22 protein-coding genes are annotated in these 23,719 nt (G+C 60.5%); 20 read left to right on the top strand and 2 right to left on the bottom strand.

The features are described 5' to 3' along the window. Positions 1 to 542: 542 nt before the first annotated feature. The gene (locus PSH81_RS00570; protein ID WP_305391818.1) at positions 543 to 1,763 is read right to left on the bottom strand and encodes a CaiB/BaiF CoA-transferase family protein; all 1,221 of its coding nucleotides are present in this window, start codon (positions 1,761 to 1,763) and stop codon (positions 543 to 545) included. Between the two features lie 12 nt (positions 1,764 to 1,775). Next, positions 1,776 to 2,957, bottom strand: coding sequence for an acyl-CoA dehydrogenase (locus PSH81_RS00565; RefSeq protein ID WP_305391817.1), 1,182 nt, complete (start codon positions 2,955 to 2,957; stop codon positions 1,776 to 1,778). A gap of 158 nt (positions 2,958 to 3,115) precedes the next feature. Here PSH81_RS00565 and PSH81_RS00560 point away from each other — a divergent pair, with 158 nt between their 5' ends. The 20 genes from PSH81_RS00560 (at position 3,116) to PSH81_RS00465 (ending at position 23,639) form a co-directional block, all read left to right on the top strand. Continuing rightward, positions 3,116 to 4,015, top strand: coding sequence for a LysR family transcriptional regulator (locus tag PSH81_RS00560; protein WP_226454816.1), 900 nt, complete (start codon positions 3,116 to 3,118; stop codon positions 4,013 to 4,015). 452 nt (positions 4,016 to 4,467) lie between these two features. Further along, positions 4,468 to 5,589: a Re/Si-specific NAD(P)(+) transhydrogenase subunit alpha gene (locus PSH81_RS00555; RefSeq protein ID WP_192298231.1), complete on the top strand. Its 1,122-nt coding sequence runs from the start codon at positions 4,468 to 4,470 to the stop codon at positions 5,587 to 5,589. Positions 5,590 to 5,604: 15 nt separating this feature from the next. Next, positions 5,605 to 5,925 (top strand): NAD(P) transhydrogenase subunit alpha, encoded by a 321-nt coding sequence (locus tag PSH81_RS00550; RefSeq protein ID WP_003187417.1) that lies wholly within the window; start codon positions 5,605 to 5,607, stop codon positions 5,923 to 5,925. After that, positions 5,925 to 7,361, top strand: a complete 1,437-nt coding sequence (locus PSH81_RS00545; RefSeq protein ID WP_305391816.1) for an NAD(P)(+) transhydrogenase (Re/Si-specific) subunit beta — start codon at positions 5,925 to 5,927, stop codon at positions 7,359 to 7,361. Before PSH81_RS00550 ends, PSH81_RS00545 begins: the two co-directional genes overlap by 1 nt. Positions 7,362 to 7,540: 179 nt before the next feature. Then, positions 7,541 to 9,034 (top strand): acetyl-CoA hydrolase/transferase family protein, encoded by a 1,494-nt coding sequence (locus PSH81_RS00540; RefSeq protein ID WP_192298229.1) that lies wholly within the window; start codon positions 7,541 to 7,543, stop codon positions 9,032 to 9,034. A 318-nt stretch (positions 9,035 to 9,352) separates the two neighbouring features. Beyond that, on the top strand, positions 9,353 to 9,568 hold the full coding sequence (locus tag PSH81_RS00535; protein ID WP_003187413.1) for a DUF1127 domain-containing protein: 216 nt from the start codon (positions 9,353 to 9,355) through the stop codon (positions 9,566 to 9,568). 268 nt (positions 9,569 to 9,836) lie between these two features. After that, positions 9,837 to 10,010 carry a DUF1127 domain-containing protein gene (locus tag PSH81_RS00530; protein WP_226454814.1) on the top strand — a complete coding sequence of 58 codons (174 nt, stop codon included), beginning with the start codon at positions 9,837 to 9,839 and terminating at the stop codon, positions 10,008 to 10,010. Between the two features lie 136 nt (positions 10,011 to 10,146). Then, positions 10,147 to 10,467, top strand: a complete 321-nt coding sequence (locus PSH81_RS00525) for a DUF2388 domain-containing protein (protein ID WP_192298227.1) — start codon at positions 10,147 to 10,149, stop codon at positions 10,465 to 10,467. A gap of 80 nt (positions 10,468 to 10,547) precedes the next feature. After that, the gene (locus tag PSH81_RS00520; protein ID WP_226454813.1) at positions 10,548 to 10,853 is read left to right on the top strand and encodes a DUF2388 domain-containing protein; all 306 of its coding nucleotides are present in this window, start codon (positions 10,548 to 10,550) and stop codon (positions 10,851 to 10,853) included. Positions 10,854 to 10,879: 26 nt separating this feature from the next. After that, positions 10,880 to 11,200, top strand: coding sequence for a DUF2388 domain-containing protein (locus PSH81_RS00515; RefSeq protein ID WP_192298225.1), 321 nt, complete (start codon positions 10,880 to 10,882; stop codon positions 11,198 to 11,200). Then, positions 11,197 to 13,158 carry a DUF4105 domain-containing protein gene (locus tag PSH81_RS00510; protein WP_192298224.1) on the top strand — a complete coding sequence of 654 codons (1,962 nt, stop codon included), beginning with the start codon at positions 11,197 to 11,199 and terminating at the stop codon, positions 13,156 to 13,158. The genes PSH81_RS00515 and PSH81_RS00510 overlap by 4 nt, the downstream gene beginning before the upstream one ends. Before the next feature lie 378 nt (positions 13,159 to 13,536). After that, positions 13,537 to 14,844 carry a CitMHS family transporter gene (locus tag PSH81_RS00505; protein WP_192298223.1) on the top strand — a complete coding sequence of 436 codons (1,308 nt, stop codon included), beginning with the start codon at positions 13,537 to 13,539 and terminating at the stop codon, positions 14,842 to 14,844. Positions 14,845 to 14,908: 64 nt separating this feature from the next. Next, positions 14,909 to 15,676, top strand: coding sequence for a TerC family protein (locus PSH81_RS00500; protein WP_192298222.1), 768 nt, complete (start codon positions 14,909 to 14,911; stop codon positions 15,674 to 15,676). Positions 15,677 to 15,886: 210 nt separating this feature from the next. After that, complete coding sequence (locus PSH81_RS00495; protein WP_192298221.1) at positions 15,887 to 17,545, top strand: Na/Pi cotransporter family protein; 1,659 nt, start codon at positions 15,887 to 15,889, stop codon at positions 17,543 to 17,545. Between the two features lie 57 nt (positions 17,546 to 17,602). Continuing rightward, positions 17,603 to 18,985 carry a pitrilysin family protein gene (locus tag PSH81_RS00490; protein ID WP_305391815.1) on the top strand — a complete coding sequence of 461 codons (1,383 nt, stop codon included), beginning with the start codon at positions 17,603 to 17,605 and terminating at the stop codon, positions 18,983 to 18,985. A gap of 71 nt (positions 18,986 to 19,056) precedes the next feature. Then, positions 19,057 to 20,088, top strand: a complete 1,032-nt coding sequence (locus PSH81_RS00485) for a DUF5924 family protein (protein ID WP_305391814.1) — start codon at positions 19,057 to 19,059, stop codon at positions 20,086 to 20,088. Between the two features lie 54 nt (positions 20,089 to 20,142). Then, complete coding sequence (locus PSH81_RS00480; protein WP_192298218.1) at positions 20,143 to 21,291, top strand: ABC transporter permease; 1,149 nt, start codon at positions 20,143 to 20,145, stop codon at positions 21,289 to 21,291. Further along, on the top strand, positions 21,288 to 22,091 hold the full coding sequence (locus PSH81_RS00475) for an ABC transporter ATP-binding protein (RefSeq protein WP_370694875.1): 804 nt from the start codon (positions 21,288 to 21,290) through the stop codon (positions 22,089 to 22,091). The genes PSH81_RS00480 and PSH81_RS00475 overlap by 4 nt, the downstream gene beginning before the upstream one ends. A 1-nt stretch (position 22,092) precedes the next feature. Continuing rightward, positions 22,093 to 23,031, top strand: coding sequence for an MlaD family protein (locus tag PSH81_RS00470; RefSeq protein ID WP_192298217.1), 939 nt, complete (start codon positions 22,093 to 22,095; stop codon positions 23,029 to 23,031). Continuing rightward, positions 23,028 to 23,639, top strand: coding sequence for an ABC-type transport auxiliary lipoprotein family protein (locus PSH81_RS00465; RefSeq protein ID WP_305391813.1), 612 nt, complete (start codon positions 23,028 to 23,030; stop codon positions 23,637 to 23,639). The genes PSH81_RS00470 and PSH81_RS00465 overlap by 4 nt, the downstream gene beginning before the upstream one ends. Positions 23,640 to 23,719 lie beyond the last annotated feature (80 nt).

Below are 23,719 nucleotides of genomic sequence, written 5' to 3'. Positions count from 1 at the left end.
AACTTGGCTCAGCAATCGTTGGTTACATCTTTGATTTCTCGCGGAGTAACTTGTGATGCTGATAATCTTGTTGACTATCAGTCTGACTCCACAAGCACCCACACGAATTGCTTGATTCAGTTGTTAAAGAGCGGTTGGTTAAGATCTTTCGTCTCAACCGAGGCGCGCATTCTACAGCAGCCTCATTTGCTGTCAAGTGATTATTTTCAGAAGCTTTCGAAGATTTCTTCAACAACTTCAACCACTTGCGCTTACGATCTCTCGTTAGCGGGAGGCGAATTCTACAGCGTTACACGCTGCTGTCAACACCTCTTTTTCAACTTCCTGAGCGCTTCGATGAACTGAAGCAACCTGCCGCCGAAAACTGCGTAACTCATTGTTTACCAAGGAGTTTTCCGTTTCGACTGCGCCGGAAGTGGGGCGAATTATAGACATCCAGAATCTGCCGTCAACCATTAATTTGGTTTTTCTATCAATTAACCGAAACTGATTAAAAAACCACCAAAACAGCCTCCTGATCCCTTCTATATAGAAGAAGCGACCTAGATAACCCCTGCAGCCCTCAGAGCAGCCACATTGGCGTCCTCCAATCCAAGCACCTCACGCAACACCTGAACCGTATGCTCGCCAAGCAGAGGAGGCGCGCTGCGATACTCCACGGGAGTCTTGGACAATCGGATAGGGCTAGCCACCTGAGGCACCATTCCCGCCAGTGCATGGGGCAACGCCATCGCCAACCCACGCGCCTTGACCTGGGGATCGGCAAACACCTGCGCCAGATCATTGATCGGCCCACATGGCACGCCAACCTGCTCCAACAGCGCCACCCATTCAGCCGTCGTCCTGAACACCGTCGCCTGCCGAATCAACGGAATCAACTGTGCACGGTTGGCCACCCGCATCTTGTTGGAAGAGAAGCGCGGATCATCCGCCCACTGCGGCTGCCCAGCGGCTTCAGCAAACTTTCGAAACTGCCCGTCATTACCCACTGTCAGGATAAAGTCGCCATCGGCAGTAGGAAAATCCTGATACGGCACGATATTCGGATGCGCATTGCCCAAACGCTTCGGCGACACCCCCGTCGTCAGGTAATTCATCGCCTGATTCGCCAGGCATGCCACCTGCACATCCAGCAGCGCCATATCGATATGCTGCCCGCCGCCGTCATGATCCCGATGGGCCAACGCCGCCAGGATCGCCACGGTGGAGTAGAGCCCCGTGAGAATGTCAGTCAACGCCACGCCAACCTTGACAGGCCCGGCCCCGTCATCCCCCTCGGGCCGCCCGGTCAGACTCATGAGCCCGCCCAATCCCTGGATCATGAAGTCATAGCCCGCACGCGCCGCATAAGGCCCCGTCTGGCCAAAACCGGTGATCGAGCAATAGATCAACTCCGGATTGATCTCCTTGAGCGCCTCATAGTCCAACCCATACGCAGCCAGACCACCCACCTTGAAGTTCTCGATCAGAATGTCGGACTTGGCTGCGAGGTCACGCACCAGCTTCTGCCCCTCCGGTCGCGTGAAGTCGATCGTCACAGACTCCTTGTTACGATTGGCCGACAGGTAATACGCCGCTTCACTGGTGTTTTCGCCATAGGCATCCTTAAGAAAGGGCGGCCCCCAGGCGCGAGTGTCATCCCCACTGCCTGGCCGTTCGACCTTGATGACCTCAGCCCCAAGGTCCGCAAGAATTTGCCCGGACCACGGCCCCGCCAGCACTCGCGACAGATCCAGTACCCGCAGATGCGAAAGCGCGCCCATACCGAACTCCTATTAATAGAACGCTTGAAGACCGGTTTGCGCACGCCCCAGGATCAACGCGTGCACGTCATGGGTGCCTTCATAGGTGTTGACCACTTCCAGGTTGACCAGATGACGCGCCACCCCGAACTCGTCGGAGATACCGTTACCGCCCAACATGTCCCGCGCCATGCGCGCGATGTCCAGGGACTTGCCACACGAATTGCGCTTCATGATCGACGTGATCTCCACCGCCGCCGTCCCTTCATCCTTCATCCGACCCAACCGCATGCAGCCTTGCAGCGCCAGGGTGATCTCGGTCTGCATGTCGGCCAGCTTTTTCTGGATCAACTGGGTTGCCGCCAACGGTCGTCCAAACTGCTGACGATCCAGCGTGTATTGGCGTGCGGTGTGCCAGCAAAACTCAGCTGCACCCAACGCCCCCCAGGAGATGCCATAACGCGCCGAGTTAAGGCAGGTGAAAGGCCCCTTCAAACCCCGCACGTCCGGAAAGATGTTCTCTTCCGGCACAAACACGTTGTCCATGACAATTTCGCCAGTGATCGAGGCTCGCAGACCCACCTTGCCGTGAATCGCCGGAGCGCTCAGGCCTTTCCAGCCCTTCTCCAATACAAACCCACGAATGTCGCCTGCATCGTCCTTGCCCCACACCACAAACACATCCGCAATAGGGCTGTTGGTGATCCACATCTTCGCGCCCGTCAGGCTGTAGCCGCCTTCCACTTTGCGCGCACGAGTAATCATCGCGCCCGGGTCGGAACCATGATTCGGCTCGGTCAGACCGAAGCAGCCAATCCACTCACCAGAAGCCAGCTTAGGCAGATACTTCTGCTTCTGTGCTTCGGTACCGAACTCATTGATAGGCACCATCACCAGGGACGACTGAACGCTCATCATCGACCGATAGCCGGAGTCGACACGCTCCACCTCACGGGCGATCAATCCATAGCTGACGTAGTTCAAGCCACTGCCACCGTACTGCTCGGGAATCATCGCCCCCAGCAGGCCGGTTTCGCCCATCTCGCGAAAAATGGCCGGGTCGGTCTTCTCATGGCGAAAGGCTTCGAGCACACGCGGCGCCAGCTTGTCCTGGGCGAACTGCTCAGCGCTGTCACGCACCATGCGCTCTTCTTCGGTGAGCTGTTGATCCAGCAGCAGTGGATCGATCCAGTTGAAGCTTGCCTTGCCAGCCATGAATAAGTCCTCGCGAAGATAAATCAGAAGTCGTGGATGGAGCCTAGGCCGGACGAGCGAGGAGGGCAAACGAGGTTTCTGCATAGGCTTGTGCTAATTTCTCACTTCGAAACACTAAATAGCGCCGCCTATGCGTTTTATATGTGAGGACAAGGTACATGCGCAGAAAAATTCCCAGCACCACCGCCCTGGTCAGCTTTGAAGCGGCGGCCCGCCACGAGAGCTTTACCAAGGCTGCGCAAGAGCTCTCCATCACCCAGGGCGCCATCTGCCGACAAATCGCCGGCCTTGAGGAGTTTTTAAGTGTCGAGCTGTTTCGGCGCTCGCGTCGCGGGGTCAAGTTGACGGAAGCGGGCCTGTCCTACAGCCGTCGCGTTGCTACCCAGCTGGACGCGGTGGAGCGCGATACCTTGTCGGTCATGGGCCAGCAGGGCGCCAACGTGATCGAACTGGCCGTCGTCCCTACGTTCGGCACTCAGTGGCTGATACCTCGACTCAAGGACTTTCAGCGCCAACACCCGGAAGTCACGGTCAACCTCACCAACCGCACGCGTCCGTTCCTGTTTGCCGATACCGACTTCGATGCAGCGATCTACTTCGGTGATGCCGATTGGTCCGGTACAGAATCCCACCGATTGATGGGAGAAAACCCTGTCCCCGTGTGCAGCCCACGACTGCTGGCCAGCCGCACACAATTTGCCCCGCAGGAGATCGCGGAACTGCCCTTGCTACAGCAGACCACCCGGCCTTACGCCTGGCGCCAATGGTTCAACGCCCAGCAACTGAACGTGCCCCGCGACATGACAGGCCCCCGATACGAGCTATTCTCAATGCTGTCCCAGGCAGCCATGCATGACATGGGGATCGCGCTGATCCCGCCGTTCCTTATCCAGCGGGAGTTGGATGAACACCAACTCGTGATTGCAAGTCCCGAGGCACTGACCAGTTCAAAGGCCTATTACTTGATGATTCCCGACAGAAAAGTCGAATCGGCCTCGCTGCACGCTTTCAGAGACTGGCTGATTGATCAATCACACCGCTATAGCCCCAGTATTTAAAGGACACTAGGCAATTGCTGACTTTGTAGTCAGCAAAAATCAAATCCTACAGATGTACGTATATGTCGCATTTCAGCAGACTGTACCTGCTGACCAAAGATAAGGCCCAAAGCCATGATTTTCATGGCCTTCAGCGACTCTCACAAGCCAATGCCCGACTATTCACATCAGCGATGGCAAAAGACCCGATAAATGCCTGCAGCCCTTTAAACCCCTGTATTTGAAGAGGTTATTTCAAAGCATTGCGACAATCAGTCACAGGGTGACTTGTAGTTAATTTTTCGTCACCCGTCATAATCCCTTGAAGGCCGTAAAGTTCGCCTGCAAAATGCCGCGCCCCGCTGTCATTTCAGCGGGATCGTGCTGATCGGCCGCCCCAGATGCGCCACTCACGGTGCACTGGCCTTTTTACAAAAAGATCAAAAGCAAAAAGATCATGCAGGAGATTTGACGTGCACATTGGTGTTCCTCTCGAAACCCAGACCGGTGAAACGCGGGTGGCTGCCACCCCGGAAACCATCAAGAAGCTGATCGGCCAGGGCCATAAGGTCACTGTACAAAGCGGTGCCGGCATTAAAGCCAGCATCACTGACAGTGCCTATGAAACGGCAGGCGCAACCATTGGCAGCGCCAACGATGCGTTTGGCGCCGAGCTGATTCTCAAGGTGGTGGCCCCCAGCGACAGCGAACTTGCGCTGATCAAAAGCGGCACCGTGTTGGTGGGCATGCTCAACCCGTTCAGCAACGAAACCATCGCCAAGCTCGCCGAGCGGGGCATCACTGCCTTTGCCCTCGAAGCTGCACCGCGCACCTCGCGCGCCCAGAGTCTCGACGTGCTGTCCTCCCAGGCCAACATCGCCGGTTACAAAGCCGTGCTGCTCGCCGCTCATCACTATCCGCGCTTCATGCCGATGCTGATGACCGCCGCGGGCACCGTCAAAGCCGCTCGCGTGCTGATCCTGGGCGCCGGCGTGGCGGGCTTGCAGGCCATCGCCACGGCGAAACGCCTGGGTGCGGTGATCGAAGCGTCTGACGTACGCCCGGCCGTAAAAGAGCAGATCGAGTCCCTCGGCGCCAAGTTCGTCGACGTGCCCTACGAAACCGATGAAGAGCGCGAATGCGCCGTCGGCGTCGGCGGTTACGCGCGCCCAATGCCAACCAGCTGGATGCAGCGCCAGGCCCTGGCCGTGCACGAACGCGCCAAGCAGGCCGACATCGTCATCACCACCGCACTGATCCCCGGCCGTAAAGCGCCGACCCTGCTCAGCGCCGACACCGTCGCGCAGATGAAACCCGGCTCGGTGGTCATCGACCTCGCGGCCGCCCAGGGTGGCAACTGCCCGCTGACCGTCGCCGACCAAGTGGTAGTGGAGAACGGCGTGATCATCTGCGGCCCGACCAACCTCGCCGGCGCTGTCGCCGCCGACGCGTCAGCCTTGTATGCGCGCAACCTGCTGGACTTCCTGAAGCTGGTCTTCACCAAGGAAGGGCAGTTTGAAATCAACCTCGAAGACGACATCGTCGCCGCGTGCCTGATGTGCCGCGACGGCCAAGTCATCCGCAAAAACGCCTAAGCAGGGATTCAGACGATGGAAGAGCTTATCTCCCCCGGTATCTACAACCTGATCATCTTTGTGCTGGCGATTTATGTCGGTTACCACGTGGTCTGGAACGTCACCCCCGCGCTGCACACACCGTTGATGGCGGTGACCAACGCAATTTCCGCAATCGTGATCGTCGGCGCCATGCTGGCCGCCGCCCTCACCGTGACCCCGCTGGGCAAGACCATGGGCACCCTGGCCGTGGCCCTGGCAGCGGTCAACGTGTTCGGCGGCTTCCTGGTAACCCGCAGGATGCTTGAGATGTTCAAGAAGAAAGCCCCGAAAGTAAAAGAAGAGGCGCCTAAGTAATGAGCATGAATCTGGTAACGACGCTCTACTTGATCGCGTCGATCTGCTTCATCCAGGCCCTCAAAGGCCTGTCGCATCCGACCACGTCGCGTCGCGGCAACCTGTTCGGCATGCTCGGCATGGCGCTGGCGGTGCTTACTACCGTAGGCCTCATCTATAAGCTGGGCGCTGAACTCGCAACAGCCGGTATCGGTTACGTCATTGTTGGCCTGCTGATCGGCGGCACCGCCGGCTCGATCATGGCCAAGCGCGTAGAAATGACCAAGATGCCGGAGCTGGTGGCGTTCATGCACAGCATGATCGGCCTGGCAGCGGTGTTCATCGCGATTGCTGCGGTGGTCGAGCCGCAGTCCCTGGGTATCGTCAAACACCTGGGCGACGCCATCCCTGCGGGCAACCGCCTGGAGCTGTTCCTTGGTGCAGCCATTGGTGCGATTACCTTCTCCGGTTCGGTGATCGCGTTCGGCAAGCTGTCGGGCAAGTACAAGTTCCGCCTGTTCCAGGGCGCACCAGTACAGTTCGGCGGTCAGCACAAGATCAACCTGGTGCTTGGCCTCGCTACCCTGGGCCTGGGCCTGGCGTTCATGTTCACCGGCAACCTCACTGCCTTCGCACTGATGCTGGCCCTGGCGTTCGTGCTGGGCGTGCTGATCATCATCCCGATTGGCGGCGCCGACATGCCGGTGGTGGTGTCGATGCTCAACAGCTACTCCGGCTGGGCAGCAGCAGGTATCGGCTTCTCGCTGAACAACTCGATGCTGATCATCGCTGGCTCCCTGGTGGGCTCCAGCGGTGCGATCCTGTCGTACATCATGTGCAAGGCGATGAACCGTTCCTTCTTTAATGTACTGCTCGGCGGTTTCGGCAATGCGCCGGATGCGGGTGCCGCAGCCGGCGCCAAAGAAGCACGCCCGGTCAAATCCGGCTCGGCCGACGACGCGACCTTCCTGCTGACCAACGCCGACACCGTGATCATCGTTCCAGGCTACGGCCTGGCAGTGGCACGCGCGCAACACGCGCTCAAGGAACTGACCGAGAAACTGACCCACCGCGGCGTGACCGTGAAGTATGCGATCCACCCGGTGGCGGGCCGCATGCCCGGCCATATGAACGTGCTGCTGGCCGAGGCCGAAGTGCCTTACGACCAGGTGTTCGAGATGGAGGACATCAACTCCGAGTTCGGCCAGGCCGACGTGGTGCTGGTGCTGGGCGCGAACGACGTGGTCAACCCGGCCGCCAAGAACGACCCGAACTCGCCGATTGCCGGCATGCCGATCCTGGAAGCGTTCAAGGCCAAGACCATCATCGTCAACAAGCGCTCGATGGCCAGCGGCTATGCCGGCCTGGATAACGAGCTGTTCTATCTGGACAAGACCATGATGGTCTTCGGTGATGCCAAGAAGGTCATCGAAGATATGGTCAAAGCCGTCGAGTAACACTGCTACAGCGCAATACTCAAAACCCCGGCCTCTTGTAGGCTGGGGTTTTTTATTACTGCATGAAACCCGACCAAAGGCTCTAAAACGCTGCCCGGCATTCGACCATGGTAGCGGGCCGAATTTTTTTGAAATCACTAAACTGCGCACCTTGCTTCCGTAGCCTGAGATAAGAATCCATGTACCGTGATCGCATCCGCTTGCCTTCGTTGTTAGACAAGGTCATGAGCGCGGCCGACGCCGCCGCACTGATCGAAGACGGCATGACCGTCGGCATGAGCGGCTTCACCCGCGCCGGTGAAGCCAAGGCCGTGCCCCACGCCCTGGCCGAACGCGCCAAGTCGTCGCCGCTGAAAATCACCCTGATGACCGGCGCCAGCCTGGGCAATGACCTGGACAAGCAACTGACCGAAGCCGGTGTGCTGTCCCGCCGCATGCCATTCCAGGTCGACAGCACGCTGCGCAAGGCGATCAACGCGGGGGAGGTGATGTTCATCGATCAGCACCTGTCGGAAACCGTTGAACAACTGCGCAACAACCAGCTCAAGCTGCCGGACATCGCGGTAATCGAAGCCGTCGCGATCACCGAGCAAGGCCACATCGTGCCGACCACCTCCGTGGGCAACTCCGCCAGCTTCGCGATTTTCGCCAAGCAGGTGATCGTCGAGATCAACCTGGCGCACAACCCCAACCTGGAAGGGCTGCACGACATCTATATCCCAACGTATCGGCCGACCCGCACGCCGATCCCGTTGGTGAAAGTCGACGACCGCATCGGCAGCACCGCAATCCCGATCCCGCCGGAGAAAATCGTCGGCATCGTGATCACCAATCAGGCCGACTCCGCCTCCACCGTAACGCCGCCTGACAGCGACACACAGGGCATCGCCAATCACCTGATCAACTTCCTCAAGCAGGAAGTGGACGCCGGGCGCATGACCAACAAACTCGGCCCGCTGCAGGCCGGGATCGGCAACATCGCCAACGCGGTGATGTGCGGCTTGATCGACTCGCCGTTCGAAGACCTGACCATGTATTCGGAAGTGTTGCAGGACTCCACGTTCGACCTGATCGACGCCGGCAAGCTGAGCTTCGCCTCGGGCAGCTCGATCACCTTGTCCGAGCGGCGCAATGCCGATGTGTTCGGCAACCTGGAACACTACAAGGACAAGCTGGTACTGCGCCCACAGGAGATTTCCAACCACCCTGAAGTGGTGCGGCGCCTGGGCATCATCGGCATCAATACCGCGCTGGAGTTCGACATCTACGGCAACGTCAACTCCACCCACGTCTGCGGCACGCGGATGATGAACGGCATTGGTGGCTCCGGCGATTTTGCGCGCAATGCGCACCTGGCGATCTTCGTCACCAAGTCGATTGCCAAGGGCGGCGCGATCTCCAGCGTGGTGCCGATGGTCAGCCATGTGGACCATACCGAACATGACGTCGACATCCTGGTGACCGAAGTGGGCCTGGCAGACTTGCGCGGCCTGGCGCCACGCGAACGTGCGCGGGTGATCATCGACAACTGCGTGCACCCGGCGTACCGCGACGCGCTGAACACTTACTTCGATGCCGCCTGCGCCATCGGCGGGCATACCCCGCACATCCTGCGTGAAGCACTGAGCTGGCACATCAACCTGGAAGAAACCGGGCACATGCTCAAGGCGTGATTGATACAGATGCGGGCTGATGCAAACACAGTTTCATCAGCCCGACTCAATCACCCGCACTTCTGTAAAAAACTGTACTGCTGTACTGGTCATTTCCCACCGAAAAATCCCACATCCCTCGTTGGAAATGCCTATTTCGCACTGTTTCAGTGCAGACAGGTACAGTTGCCCCATTTCCGTACAGTACAGCACCCATAAACAGTTAACTGGCCCCTCACAATACAGGTGAACTGTATCTAGAGAGTCTTGCGCCGGAGGAGGATCATTGGCATCAGTTAAACCACTACCTAATCCCGCCACAAGCGGAAGGATGTCATCATGGAACGTACACTCAGTTCCGAACTGTTCTTCGAAGAAAAAGCTGTAAACACCCAGGCCTCCCTGCCTTTGCGCGTTCTCGCCAACCTGATGCTGTGGCAGCGCCGCATCTCCAGCCGCCACCAACTGGCTCGTCTGGATTCGCGTCTGCTGGCTGACGCCGGTATCAGCGAAGCTCAACGCTACGAAGAGCTGAGCAAGCCGTTCTGGCGCTGATTTAGCGCTCGCTGGCCCTGACCTGCCGGGTCCACTGCCAGCAACCTGATTTGTCAAAACAAAGCCCGCCCCGGGAGACCGGAGGCGGGCTTTGTTGTTTCTGGGATTGGGCTTTCTGGCGGCAAAAACAGTAGCCATACACGCGGACAGGTACAGTTGAAAAAATCTAACAGATAAGCAGTACAATTTGACATGGGTGTATCTGTATCGGTCAAGACGACTCCCCCAACATGGTGTTCCAGGACCTCATGAAAGAAAGGCGCCCACCATGGATACCCAAACCCCCATCTACAAACGCTTGCTCTGCACCCTTGCCAAGTGGGCGCGCCAGGCCCACGAACGGCGCCAGTTGGCGCAACTCGATCCTCGTGAACTGTCGGATCTCGGCATCAGCTCCGCTGATCGAATGACCGAGCTGTCCAAGCCGTTCTGGCGTGACTAGTCGGTCAAGATGCTTTCCGAACGGATAAGCGGCGGCTTAATATCCAGCCACCGCGTGGCGAACTGTGTAGAACAGGCGTCTGATCCCCAATGGCCGCCCTGCGCCACGTTATCCGTTCATCTAAAGGAGTCACCCCATGTCCCGTCTTCGCCTGCTGAGTGCTGCCGCCCTGTTGGCCGTGGCTGCCAACGCCAACGCGACCAGCCTGATCGTGACCACTGACTCGATCGTTGGCGCGCTCAAGGCCACCTCCGACGCCACTTCCGATGCCACCTCGTCCCTGCGTGACAACAAAGTCGTGCGCGCCGCCCGTGACGACGCCGCCAGTTTTGTCGCCAGCGAAGGCGCCATCCGTGGCGTGAAGCTGGAAAGCGCCCTGGCCCAGATCCGCCAACAAGCGCCGCAACTGAACACCGCGACTGACGCCCAACTGGCCCAAGCCATCCTGGCCATCTGACGACACACCGCATGCCTCGGCACTGGCTCTCGCCGGGGCATTACGCTAGCCTTGACGCTCGTTTTCAGTTGTCGAGTCCCATGGCTTTTTCATACCGCCTTTTAATTGTCCCTGTATTGTTTTCCTCCTGCTGGTCGCTCACGGCTTCGGCCTTTGACGTGACCACCCAGGGCACCGTCGCGAGCGCGTACGCCACCAGCAAGGTGACTTCCGCGCCCTTCGACCGCAAAATCGTGGCCGCCAGGGATGACGCTGCCGCGTTCATCGCCACTGACGGCCAATGGCGGGGAGCACGCCTGGAATCCGCACTGGATTACCTGCGCCGCACCCACCCAAAACTAAACGCCAGCGATCGTGAACTGGCGCAAGCAATTCTCGTCCAATAAACATCTTTGTATTTCGGAGTCACTCCATGCGTAGCCCGCTGATCGCCGCCACCCTAGGCCTACTGTTGTTGGCCGACGTTGCCCAGGCGCATACCTTGGTGGCCACCAGTAACATCATTGTGCGTGCCTCCGGTCGCACCATTGATTTCACCTCGGACACCACCACCTCCATCCGCGACTCCAAAATCGTGCGCGAAGCCCACGATGATGCAGCCAGTTTCGTCGCCAGCAACGGCGAGATTCGCGGCGCACAACTGGAAGCCGCCTTCGATACCCTGCGCACCCGCGTGCCAGAAGCCCGCGACGCCAGCGACCAGACCCTCGCCGAAGCTATCCTCGCGCTGTGAGGCGCCTCGCCGCCTGGCTCCTGGCCGGGACTGTGCTGCTCTGTGCCAGCGCAGCCCAGGCCAGCCTGCAACTGCGGCTCAAGACCGATGGCTTGAGCCCCGCGCAACAGCAGGCCAGCCAGGCATTGCTCGATGAAGCGCTGCGTTCACTGCCGCCGCGCTTCGTCGAACAGTTGGACCGGCAAATCGACGTCGGCTGGACCGACAAGATGCCCGAAAACGCCTACGGCCAGGCGTCGCTGGTGTCCGAACTGGACCTCAACAGCAACCTGCTCGACAGCCTGACCGACGGCAGCGCCGCCACCCAGAAGACCAATCGCCCCCATGGCACCGTGCGCCGGGAAATGCTCGCCACCGTGCTGCATGAACTGACCCACATCTATGACCGTGCACGCCTGTGGTCCAACGACGACCGCGCACTGATCAACCGCTGCAGCCGCCAGAACAAGCTCACCGGCCTGATCGGCCTGCCCGACCAATGCCGTGGCCAGAATGACCGCCGCTTCACCCTCAGCGACGACCCGCGCCTGCTGGACCTCGCCGGCTGGCCGCAATACGTCGGCCGTCGTGGCGAGCGCGAACAGCACAACCGCCAGGTTGCCCGCAGCCCGGACATCTACGAAACCACCAGCCCGCTGGAGTTCGTCGCGGTCAACATGGAGTACTTCCTGCTCGACCCGAGCTACGCCTGCCGTCGCCCCGCGCTGTTCCGTTATTACAAGGAGCACTTCGGCTGGGCGCCGCCGACACAGGACGCCTGCGCGAAGACCTACGCCTTTCTCAACGCCGGCAACGACTTCGCCAAGACCCCGCTGGGCCAGATCGACCCGGAACGCGTCTACGAGATCGACTACCTGCTCGCCGAAGCCAACCAGAACCTGGTCAGCCGTTGGGGCCACAGCATGTTGCGCCTGGTGATCTGTGCGCCTGGCCGCCCGCGCGGTCCGGATTGTCGGCTGGATCTGGATCAGCATCTGGTTTTGTCCTACCGCGCTTTCGTCGGTGACGTACAGCTGTCGAGTTGGGACGGCCTGGTCGGCAAATACCCGTCGCGGCTGTTCGTGCTGCCCCTGGCCCAAGTGATCGACGAGTACACCAAGACCGAACTGCGTGGCCTGGCGTCGGTGCCACTGAAACTCACACGCCAGGAAATCAACGATACCGTCGAGCATGCCGCCGAAATGCACTGGAGCTACGACGGCAGCTACTTCTTCATCTCCAACAACTGTGCGGTCGAAAGCCTGAAACTGTTACGCAGTGGCAGCGCCAACCCCCAACTGACCGGCCTGGACAACATCACCCCCAACGGTTTGCTCGAGGTGTTGAGCGCCCGCGGCCTGGCCGACACCAGCGTGCTCGACGACAAACGCAACGCCTTGCGCCTGGGCTACCACTTCGACTCGTTCCGCGAGCGCTACCAGGCAATGTTCGACGTGCTGCGCAAACACCTGCCGATCAAGCAGACCCAGGTCGAAGACTGGCTATCCCTCAGCGCCGCCGAACGCCGCCCGTGGTTCGACAGCGCCGACCTGCGCACCAGCGCCGCGCTCTTGCTGCTGGAACAAGCGAGCTATCGCAAGCAACTGATGCTCGCCCAGGACGAAGTCAAACAACGCTACCTGGGTGCCCGCGAGCTGAAAAACGGCGGCATGGAAAAGGCCAACAACACCCTGCAACAGATCCTCGCCAACAGCGGCTTCCTCAGCCGCCCGGCGGAGCTGCTGGGCAGCACTGGCTACGGCCTGCCGCAACCGTCGGAAGCCAAGCGCCTGGAATCGGAAAGCGCCGAGCGCCAGAAACAGCTGCAATCCCTGACCGGCGACCTGGATAAAGAGGTGAGGGCACTGCTCGATCCGGCCCGGGCCGATGAGATTGCTGCGTGTGAGGCCAACCTCAAGCAGGTGGGTGAGCATCTAAGAGCCCTGCACAAAGCCGCTGGCGGCCTCGAACTACCCTAAGAACTCCAGCCAAACATACTCCAAATGTGGGAGCGGGCTTGCTCGCGAAAGCGCAGTGTCAGTCGATGCATCATCAACTGACGGACTGCATTCGCGAGCAAGCCCGCTCCCACATTTGGATCTGCATAAATCCCAAGATTGTGCCTCTTCCCTTCATCACCTGTTTTCCCGACGAAAGCTGGCTGAAAGCTTTCCCGTCTAGGATCGCCCCCACTGCCGGCAACAGACCGGCTGTTAACAACAACAATGGTGATTCCCGATGTCCGCCCGTACCCGCCTGTTCGCCCCGACTCCACCCGTACGCCTCGTGCCTTTCGTTCTGCGCTGAGCCCCACCCGGTTCGCCATTCCCTAGCCGCGCTACGCCTGGAGTATTCCTATGCTGACTTTCCTTGGCTTTGCCATGGTCATCACGTTCATGTTCCTGATCATGACCAAGCGCCTGTCCGCGCTGATCGCCCTGATCATCGTGCCGATCCTGTTCGCCCTGTTCGGCGGTTTCGCACCCGAGATCGGCCCGATGATGCTTGCGGGCATCACCAAGCTGGCGCCGACCGGCGTGATGCTGATGTTCGCGATTCTCTACTTTGCCCTGATGATCGACTCCGGCCTGTTCGACCCGGCCGTGCGCAAGATCCTCAAAATGGTCAAGGGCGACCCGCTCAAAGTCTCGGTCGGCACCGCCGTACTGGCCCTGGTCGTGTCCCTCGACGGTGACGGTGCCACCACCTACATGATCTGCGTGGCCGCCATGCTGCCGCTGTACCAGCGCATCGGCATGAGCCCGCGGATCATGGCCGGCCTGATCATCCTCGCCGGTGGCGTGATGAACATGACGCCTTGGGGCGGCCCGACCGCCCGTGCCGCCAGTGCACTGCATGTAGACCCGTCGGATATTTTCGTTCCCATGATCCCGGCGATGGCCGCCGGCGTGGTCGCGATCCTGGTGATTGCCTACATGTACGGCAAGCGCGAACGTGCCCGCCTGGGTGAACTGCACCTGCAAGGCGACGAAATCGACCACAGCGAGATCAGCGTGTCGCAATACCCGGACGCCCGCCGTCCGAAACTGATCTGGTTCAACGGTGCGCTGACCTTCGCCCTGATGTGCACCCTGATCGCGGGCCTGTTGCCGCTGCCGGTGCTGTTCATGGTGGCGTTCAGTATCGCGATGATCGTCAACTATCCGTGCCTGCAGCAGCAGAAAGACCGCGTCGCCGCTCATGCCGGTAGCGTTCTGGCAGTGGTCGGGCTGATCTTCGCAGCAGGCATCTTCACTGGCATCCTGTCGGGCACCGGCATGGTCGATGCCATGTCCAAGAGCTTGCTGGCAGTCATCCCTGACGCGCTGGGCCCTTACCTGGCGGTGATCACCGCGCTGGTGAGCATGCCATTCACCTTCTTCATGTCCAACGATGCGTTCTACTACGGCGTACTGCCAGTACTCGCCGAAGCCGCCAGCCACTACGGCATCACTGCCGTGGAAATGGCCCGCGCCTCGATCGTTGGCCAGCCGGTGCACCTGCTCAGCCCGTTGGTACCATCGACTTACCTGCTGGTGGCCCTGGCCGGTATCGAGTTCGGCGATCACCAACGCTTCACCCTCAAGTGGGCAGTGCTGGTATGCCTGTGCATAATGTTCGCCGCATTGCTGATGGGGATTTTTCCGCTGTTCAGCACTCTATAATCGTTCAACCCAACTGCGCCGGCCCTAAGCCGGCGCGGTCTAACACACGCGCAAAGGAATACACATGGAATGGCTGACCAATCCGGAAATCTGGATTGCCTTCTTCACCCTGACGGCTCTCGAGATCGTCCTGGGCATCGATAACATCATCATGATTTCGATCTTGGTCAGCCGCATGCCCAAGCACATGCAGGCGCGCACCCGGATTTTCGGCCTGGCCCTGGCTATGGTCACCCGGATCCTGTTGCTGCTTTCGATCACCTGGGTCATGCGACTGACCGCCGATCTATTTGTGGTCTTCGGCCAAGGCATTTCCGGTCGCGACCTGATCCTGTTCTTCGGTGGCCTGTTCCTGCTGTGGAAAAGCTCCCAGGAGATGTACCACGCGCTGGAAGGCGAAGACGAAACCCACGACGAGCCGAAGGGCGCCGGTGGCAAGTTCATCTACACCATCATCCAGATCGCCATCATCGACATCGTGTTCTCCCTGGACTCGGTAATCACTGCGGTCGGGATGGTCTCCCATGTACCGGTCATGGTCGCTGCGATCGTCGTTGCGGTACTGGTGATGATGCTGGCTGCCGGCACCATCAGCGACTTCATCGACAAGCACCCGTCGCTGAAAATGCTCGCGCTGTCGTTCCTGCTGGTAGTGGGTACGGTACTGATCGCCGAAGCCTTCGATGTGCATGTGCCAAAAGGCTACGTCTACTTCGCCATGGCGTTCTCGCTGGCAGTGGAAGCGGTGAACATCAAGATGCGCACCGCCATCGCGAAAAAGAAGAAACAGCAGGACCCAGTGAAACTGCGCAAAGACATTCCGGGTCAATAAACCCGAGCCAGTCAGAAAAGGGGCTTTATGAGCCCCTTTTTTTGTCTGCAAAAAGCTGATTTCATGACAGTTTTGTTTCAATCACCATTTCAGCTATGCGATGCTGGCGCGCACGCCATTAGCCAACTACAGCTTAACTACAAGACGTAGAGCGGCACGCGGCAACTTTCCTACGCTTCTCTTGAAGCGCACCTACACGGGGGGCCGAGCATGCTGACCTTGCTCAATCTGCTTTCCGCCGTGACCCTGCTGATCTGGGGCACGCATATCGTCCGAACCGGCATCCTGCGGGTTTACGGTTCCAACCTGCGCCAAGTCATCGGGCAGAACATGTCCAAGCGCTGGCTGGCGTTTGTCGCCGGTATCCTGGTGACCGCCATGGTGCAGAGCAGCAACGCCACGGCAATGCTGGTGACCTCATTCGTCGGCCAAGGGTTGATGGGGCTGATGCCCGCCCTGGCCACCATGCTTGGCGCCGATGTCGGCACGGCGCTGATGGCGCGGGTGCTGACCTTTGACTTGTCCTGGCTCTCGCCGCTGCTGATTTTTCTTGGAGTGATTTTCTTCCTGTCGCGCAAACAGACGCGGGCAGGGCAGTTGGGTCGCGTTGGCATCGGCCTGGGCCTGATCGTGTTGGCGCTGCAATTGATCGTCGAAGCCGCCGGTCCGATTACCCACGCCCAGGGCGTCAAAGTCATCTTCGCCTCGCTGACCGGCGACATCCTGCTGGATGCCTTGGTCGGCGCCTTGTTCGCGATGATTTCCTACTCCAGCCTGGCCGCCGTCCTACTCACCGCGACCCTGGCCGGCGCCGGCGTGATCAGCCTGCACGTGGCCATCGGCCTGGTGATCGGCGCCAACATCGGCAGCGGCGTACTGGCCTTCCTCGGTACCAGCATGCAAAACGCCGCCGGGCGCCAGGTGGCGCTGGGCAGCCTGCTGTACAAATTGATCGGCCTGCTGCTGATCATCCCGGTACTCGACCCTCTCGTACGCTGGATGGATGGCCTGGACTACGGCGTCCAAGGCATGGTCATCACCTTCCACCTGCTCTACAACGTCAGCCGCTGCCTGATCCTGCTGCCGACCATCGGCCCGATGGCACGCCTGTGCGCCTGGTTGCTGCCCGAACGGGAAGAGCTCAACGGCAAGGCCAAGCCGCGCCACCTCGACCTTGCCGCCCTGGCCACGCCAAGCCTGGCCCTGGCCAACGCCGCCCGCGAGACCCTGCGCCTGGGCGACCTGATCGACAACATGCTGACCTCAATGCAGGAAGTACTGCGCGGCAAACAAACCGCCATCACCCAGGAGATGCGCAGCCTCAGCGATGACGTCGAAGCGCTGTACAGCGCGATCAAACTCTACCTGGCGCAAATGCCCCGCGAAGACCTCAGCGAGCAGGACAGCCGGCGCTGGGCCGAGATCATCGAGTTGTCGATCAACCTCAAGCTGGCGGGCGACCTGATCGAACGCATGCTGCGCAAAGTCCAGCAGCAGAAGACCTCCCAGCGTCGCCAGTTCTCCGAAGTCGGCCTGGAAGAACTGTCCGACCTGCACAGCCAACTGATCGCCAACCTGCGCCTGGGCCTGTCGGTGTTCCTCAGCGCCGATCCGGAAAGTGCTCGCCAATTGCTGCGCGAGAAACGCCGCTTTCGCGCCCAGGAACGGCGCCTGGCCCACGCCCATGTCAGCCGTTTGCAGCGCAAGATCGTACAGAGCCTGGAGACCAGTTCCCTGCACCTGGAGCTGATTGCCGACATGAAACGCCTCAACTCGTTGTTTTGCAGCAGCGCCTATGTCGTGTTGGAAACGTCCGAGACCGGCGCGCTCTCTGCCGAAGATATTGCCGACATCACACATTCGCCCTGAACGTACGATGGCCCGCGAAGTCAGTTAAAACTGACCTCACTCGCCAGGAAGCTTGTTATGCGTCGCCTGTTATTTATCTGCCTGCTCATGGGCTCTGCCCACGCCTACGCCTTTGACCGCCTGCAAGTGGAGGGCTACACCTTGCCCAACGGCCTGCAGTTGCTACTCAAGCCGGGCACCGAGCGTGGGCATGTGGCGATCCGCCTGGTGGTCGGTGTAGGCCTGGATGACTTCCCCTGCGAGGAAAAGGAACTGCCGCACCTGCTCGAACACTTGCTGTTCAGCGGCATCGACGGCGGCGGCGAAGGCGACCTGGAAGACCGCATGCAAGCCCTCGGCGGCGAGTGGAACGCCTACACCAGCAACGCCGATACCACCTTCGTGATCGAAGCCCCGGCGCAAAACCAGCGCAAGGTCCTCGACCTGCTGCTGGCGATCATCACCCGCACCGAACTGACCGAGGCCAATATCAATGCGGCCAAGCAAGTGGTGGAGCGCGAAGACGGCGGCCATTACTCGCACCTGCAACGTCTGCTCGACCGCCAGGACCTCGGCCATACCGCCAGCAACCAACTGGCCGTCGAACTGGGGCTCAAATGCGCGGAACGAGCCGAAGTCGGCCAACTGACCCGCGATCAGTTGGAAACACTGCGTAAACACTGGTACGCACCCAACAACATGACCCTGATCATCGTCGGCGACCTCGACAAACTCCTACCCGCCTACCTGGAACGCACCTACGGCCAACTCGACCCGGTCGACCCCACCGAACACCCCGAGCTGCCGCAAATCCAGCACGCCGCCGCCAACCACCGCGAACTGATCCACGGCTGGGTCGGCAACAGCGCCAAGCTGCACTGGCTGTTCCCCGAGCCGGTACTGGACGAGCAGCACGACGAGACCTACGACCTGCTCAAGGACTATCTCGACTGGGCGCTGTACCGCCAACTGCGCCTCAAACACACCTTGTCCTACGGCCCCTGGAGCGAACGCGAAGTGCTCGGCGGCGTCGGTTTCCTCAGCCTGAATGCCGACCTGGAGCGGGAAAACCTCCCCCAAGCCGAACAGGTGCTGAAAAACCTGCAGACACAACTGCTAAAGGATGGCCTCGACCCCGCCGTATTCGCCCGCGTGCAACACGCCGCCATTGCCCGACAGGCCTGGGCCGTGCAGGGCAACAGCGCCCTGGCCGATTACTACTGGAGCGCGGCGGGCGACTATAACAACGGCCACTTCAGCGACCCGGTCAAACGCATCAAGGCCGTGAGCCTGGACCAGGCCAACGGCGCCATGCGCCAAGTGTTCAAACAGCCGGGCTACTGGCGCATCGAAAAACCGCTGCTGAGCTACAACATGCTGAACTGGATCGGCGCCGGGTTGCTCGGGCTGATTGCCATTGTATTGATCAGCGTGCGGGTTTATCGCAAACGGATCGCGTAATCGGGCACCGGACCCAGGACTAAGACGTTATTCTGTCTGGGATTTTTCCTACAAAGACTGCGAACCGCCGAATGCAAAACCTGACCCGCTTGATCACCCGCATCCTCGAACTGATGAAGCGCTACCCAGGGGTGATTGCACTCGGCGGCTTTATCTCGGGTGTGTGCAGCTTCATTCTGGTGGATCGCCAGCAGGGCATGGCCAGTTGGATCGCGGTGATCATGCTGGTGAGCTGGTTGTGGCTGATGCTGGAGAACAGCTTTACCCAGCTGTTCACCAAGGTCTTCAAGCGGGAAATCCCCGAGCCGCTGCTGCGCTACGCGACCCAGATGATCCACCAGGAAAGCCTGTTCTTCGTATTGCCATTCTTTTTCGTCACCACTGCCTGGAACAGCGGCCAATCGGTGTTCACCGGCCTGCTCGGCGCGGCAGCGCTGGTGTCGATCGTCGACCCGCTGTACTACAAGTGGCTGGCACCCAAGCGCTCGTTGTTCCTCGCGCTGCACACCCTGACCCTGTTTGCCGCGCTGCTCACCGCGTTGCCGATCATCCTGCACCTGACCACCGCCGAAAGTTACAAGCTCGCCCTGGGCGTCGCCATGGCGTTGTCGATCCCAAGCCTGGCGGTGAGCCTGCCGCTGCGCAGCCTCAAGGGCTGGGTGATGCTGCTGGGGGTCACTGCCACGATTGGTTGCGCGGGCTGGTTCCTACGCAGTTGGGTACCGCCGGCCACCCTGTGGCTGACAGAAGTGGCCATCAGCACCCAACTGCAAGACCGCACGCCCGGCGATGACCTCAAGCAAGTCAGCCTCGCCCAACTGCGCAGCGACGGGCTCTACGCCTACACCGCGATCAACGCCCCGCGTGGCCTGGACGAGCGGATCTACCATGTGTGGAAATTCAATGGCAAAGAGGTCGACCGCATCGCCCTGGACATCCACGGCGGCCGCAAGGAAGGCTATCGCGCCTGGACCCACAAGCAGAATTTCCCCGGCGATGCCGTCGGCCGCTGGCAGGTGCAAGTGCTGACCGAAGACGGCCAAGTGATCGGCGTACTGCGGTTCAAAGTCGTCGACGCAGCACAAACGGACAACCCAAAGTAGGTAGGTTCGTGCTATTACGTAGGAATTGTGGATAGCCAAACAAGCTCGGAGCTCATGACCAGTAGTACCACGGCCGGCGCAGCCCATCTCGATACGTCCTCCACTCCGCCGTTACTCAAGATTACGGGGGACTGGACGCTTGCCCACTACGCAAACCTGAAAAAGCTGTCGGACAAGCTCGACGGCCAATACGACGCCGGCGCACGCATCGACCTTAACGGCCTCGGCGCCCTGGACACCGCCGGTGCGTCGTTGCTGGTGGAACTGCTGGGCCCCACCCGTATCGAGCAATCCGCCGAACAGACCGATTGCAGCCTGTCTGCCGCCGACCGCGCACTGCTCAAGACCGTCTACCGCTCCCTCAATGACTTCTGCGTACCCGATAAAGCCCCAGAAGAAGCCACCGGCATCCAGGTGCTGGCACGCATTGGCCGGGCGGTGGACAAGGTCTGGATCGACAGCAAGCAATTGCTCGGCTTTATCGGCCTGATCCTGGAGACCTTGGCCCGCGGCATTTTCCGGCCCAAGCGCTGGCGCATCACGCCGATGGTCGCGCATATCGAACAGACCGGCCTGGATGCCGCGCCCATCGTCGCCTTGCTCACCTTCCTGGTCGGCGCCGTGGTGGCGTTCCTCGGTGCGACGGTGCTCAAGAGCTTTGGCGCAACGATATTCACCGTGGACCTGGTGGCGTTTTCTTTCCTACGGGAATTCGGCGTATTGCTGACTGCAATCCTGATCGCCGGCCGCACCGCCAGTGCCTTTACCGCACAAATCGGCTCGATGAAGGCCAACGAAGAAATCGACGCGATCCGAACCCTCGGCCTGGACCCCATGGAGTTGCTGGTGCTGCCACGCGTGCTGGCACTGCTGGTGTCGCTGCCGATGCTGACGTTTCTGGCGATGCTGTCAGGGATAGTCGGCGGCGGCGTGGTGTGTGCCGTGGCGCTGGATATTTCCCCGGCGATGTTTCTCTCGCTGCTCAAATCCGACATTGGCGTACAGCATTTCCTGGTGGGCATGGTGAAAGCGCCGATCTTCGCGTTCCTGATCGCAGCCATCGGCTGCCTGGAAGGCTTCAAGGTCAGCGGCAGTGCCGAGTCGGTCGGCGCCCACACCACCTCCAGCGTGGTGCAATCGATCTTTGTGGTGATTGTGCTGGATGCGGTCGCCGCGCTGTTCTTCATGGAGATGAGCTGGTGAGTCGCCTGCACCGAGCGCCCAGTGAGGCGGTGATTGAAGTGCGCGGGCTGTGCAATCGCTTTGGCAGCCAGAGCGTGCACGAGAACCTCGACCTGGATTTGTACAAGGGCGAGATCCTCGCGGTGGTCGGCGGTTCCGGCAGCGGCAAGTCGGTGCTGTTGCGCAGCATCGTCGGCTTGCGGCGGCCCAGTGAAGGCGAAGTGCGGGTGTTCGGCAAGAACCTGCCGAGCCTGGCGGAGCATGAACGTTCGTTGGTGGAACGGCGCTTCGGCGTGCTGTTCCAGAAGGGCGCGCTGTTTTCCTCGTTGACCGTCACCGAGAACGTCGCCCTGCCGTTGATCGAACACGCCGGCCTCAGCCGCCGTGACGCCGAGCACTTGGCAGCGGTCAAGCTCGCACTGGCCGGGCTGCCCCTGTCAGCGGCCGACAAATACCCGGCGTCGCTGTCCGGCGGCATGATCAAGCGCGCCGCCCTGGCACGTGCGTTGGCCCTGGACCCGGACATCCTGTTCCTTGACGAACCCACCGCCGGCCTCGACCCGATTGGCGCGGCACAATTCGACCAGCTGATCCTGACCCTGCGCGATGCGCTGGGCCTGAGTGTGTTCCTAGTCACCCACGACCTGGACACGCTGTACACCATCACCGACCGCGTGGCGGTGTTGGCGCAAAAGAAAGTGCTGGTGGCGGATGCCATCGATGTCGTCTCGGAAACCGATGACGCCTGGATTCACGAATATTTCCACGGCCCCCGGGGCCGTGCGGCATTGGATGCCGCTCAACCGCTCAACGAGGTATGACATGGAAACCCGCGCCCATCATGTGATGATCGGTCTGTTCAGCGTGATCGTAGTGGTCGGCGCGATGCTGTTTGGCCTGTGGCTGGCCAAGTCCAGCATCGACAGCGCCTTCCAGGATTACGAAGTGGTGTTCAACGAGGCCGTCAGCGGCCTGTCCCAAGGCAGTTCGGTGCAGTACAGCGGGATCAAGGTCGGCGACGTGATCAGCCTGCGCCTGGACCCCAAGGACCCACGCCGCGTCCTCGCGCGCATCCGCCTGGCCGGGCAGACGCCGATCAAGGAAGACACCCAGGCCAAACTGGCACTGACCGGCATCACCGGCACCTCGATCATCCAGCTCAGCGGCGGCACGCCACAAAGCCCGGTGCTCAAGGGCAAGAACGGCAACCTGCCGGAAATCATCGCCTCTCCATCGCCGATCGCGCGCTTGCTCAACAACAGCAACGACCTGATGAGCAGCATCAACCTGCTGCTACATAACGCCAATGCGCTGTTCTCCCGGGAGAACGTCGAGCGCCTGACCACTACCCTGGACAACTTGCAGCAAACCACTGGCGCCATCGCCGACCAGCGCGGCGACATCAAAGTGGTGATGCAGCAACTGATGCAGGTGAGCAAGCAAGCCAGCGGCGCCCTGGAACAAACCACAGTGTTGATGCGCAACGCCAACGGCCTGCTCAACGATCAAGGTAAGCAGGCGTTCAGCAGTGCCGAGCAAGCGATGAAGTCCCTGGAAAAAAGCACCGCCACCATCAACACCTTGCTGACCGACAACAAGGACTCGGTGAACAGCGGCATGCAGGGCCTCAACGAACTGGCGCCGGCCGTGCGCGAACTGCGCGAAACCCTCGGCTCGCTGCGCGCCATCTCCCGCCGCCTGGAAGCCAACCCCAGTGGCTACCTGCTGGGCAGCGACAAGAACAAGGAGTTCACGCCATGAAGCGTGCTTATCAACTGATCGCCCCTGTAGCCCTGGCCCTGGTGAGCGCGTGCTCGATCCTGCCCAAGCCTGACCCATCGGACGTGTACCGCCTGGCGGCAGCCCCAACGGCGACCCAAGGCACGCCAGTGGCCTGGTCATTGCGCGTGACCAAGCCCCAGACCAGCGAATTTCTCGACAGCCCACGTATTGCCGTGGTGCCCAATGGCGACCTGATCAGCAGCTACGCCAATTCGCGCTGGAGCGATCCGTCGCCGGTGCTGCTGCGCAATCGCCTGCTGGACGGGTTCCAGCGCGATGGGCGGGTAACGTTGCTGAGTACCGACGAGACCAATCTGCAAGCCGACTACGAGCTGGGCGGGCAATTGCAGGCGTTCCAGAGTGAATACCGCGGCAATGCCGTGGAGGTGGTGATCCGCCTCGACGCACGATTGGTGCGCGGCAGTGATCAGCGGATTATTGCCAGCCGGCGGTTTGAAGTGAGGCAGCCGGTGAATGACACCAAAGTGCCGGCGGTGGTGGCCGGGTTTGGGCTGGCGGGGGATCAGTTGAACAAGCAGGTGGTGGAATGGGTGGTGCAGCAGGGCAATACAGCGCCGAAACGCTGAGGGCCTCTTCGCGGGCAAGCCCGCTCCCACATTTTTGATTTGTGAATACAGTCAAATGTGGGAGCTGGCGTGCCTGCGAT

Origin of the sequence: Pseudomonas sp. FP2335 (assembly GCF_030687535.1) — a bacterium.
In the GTDB taxonomy this organism is placed as follows: Bacteria; Pseudomonadota; Gammaproteobacteria; order Pseudomonadales; family Pseudomonadaceae; genus Aquipseudomonas.
The sequence above is the reverse complement of the archived record's forward strand: the minus strand, read 5'-3'. Positions and strand labels throughout refer to the sequence as shown.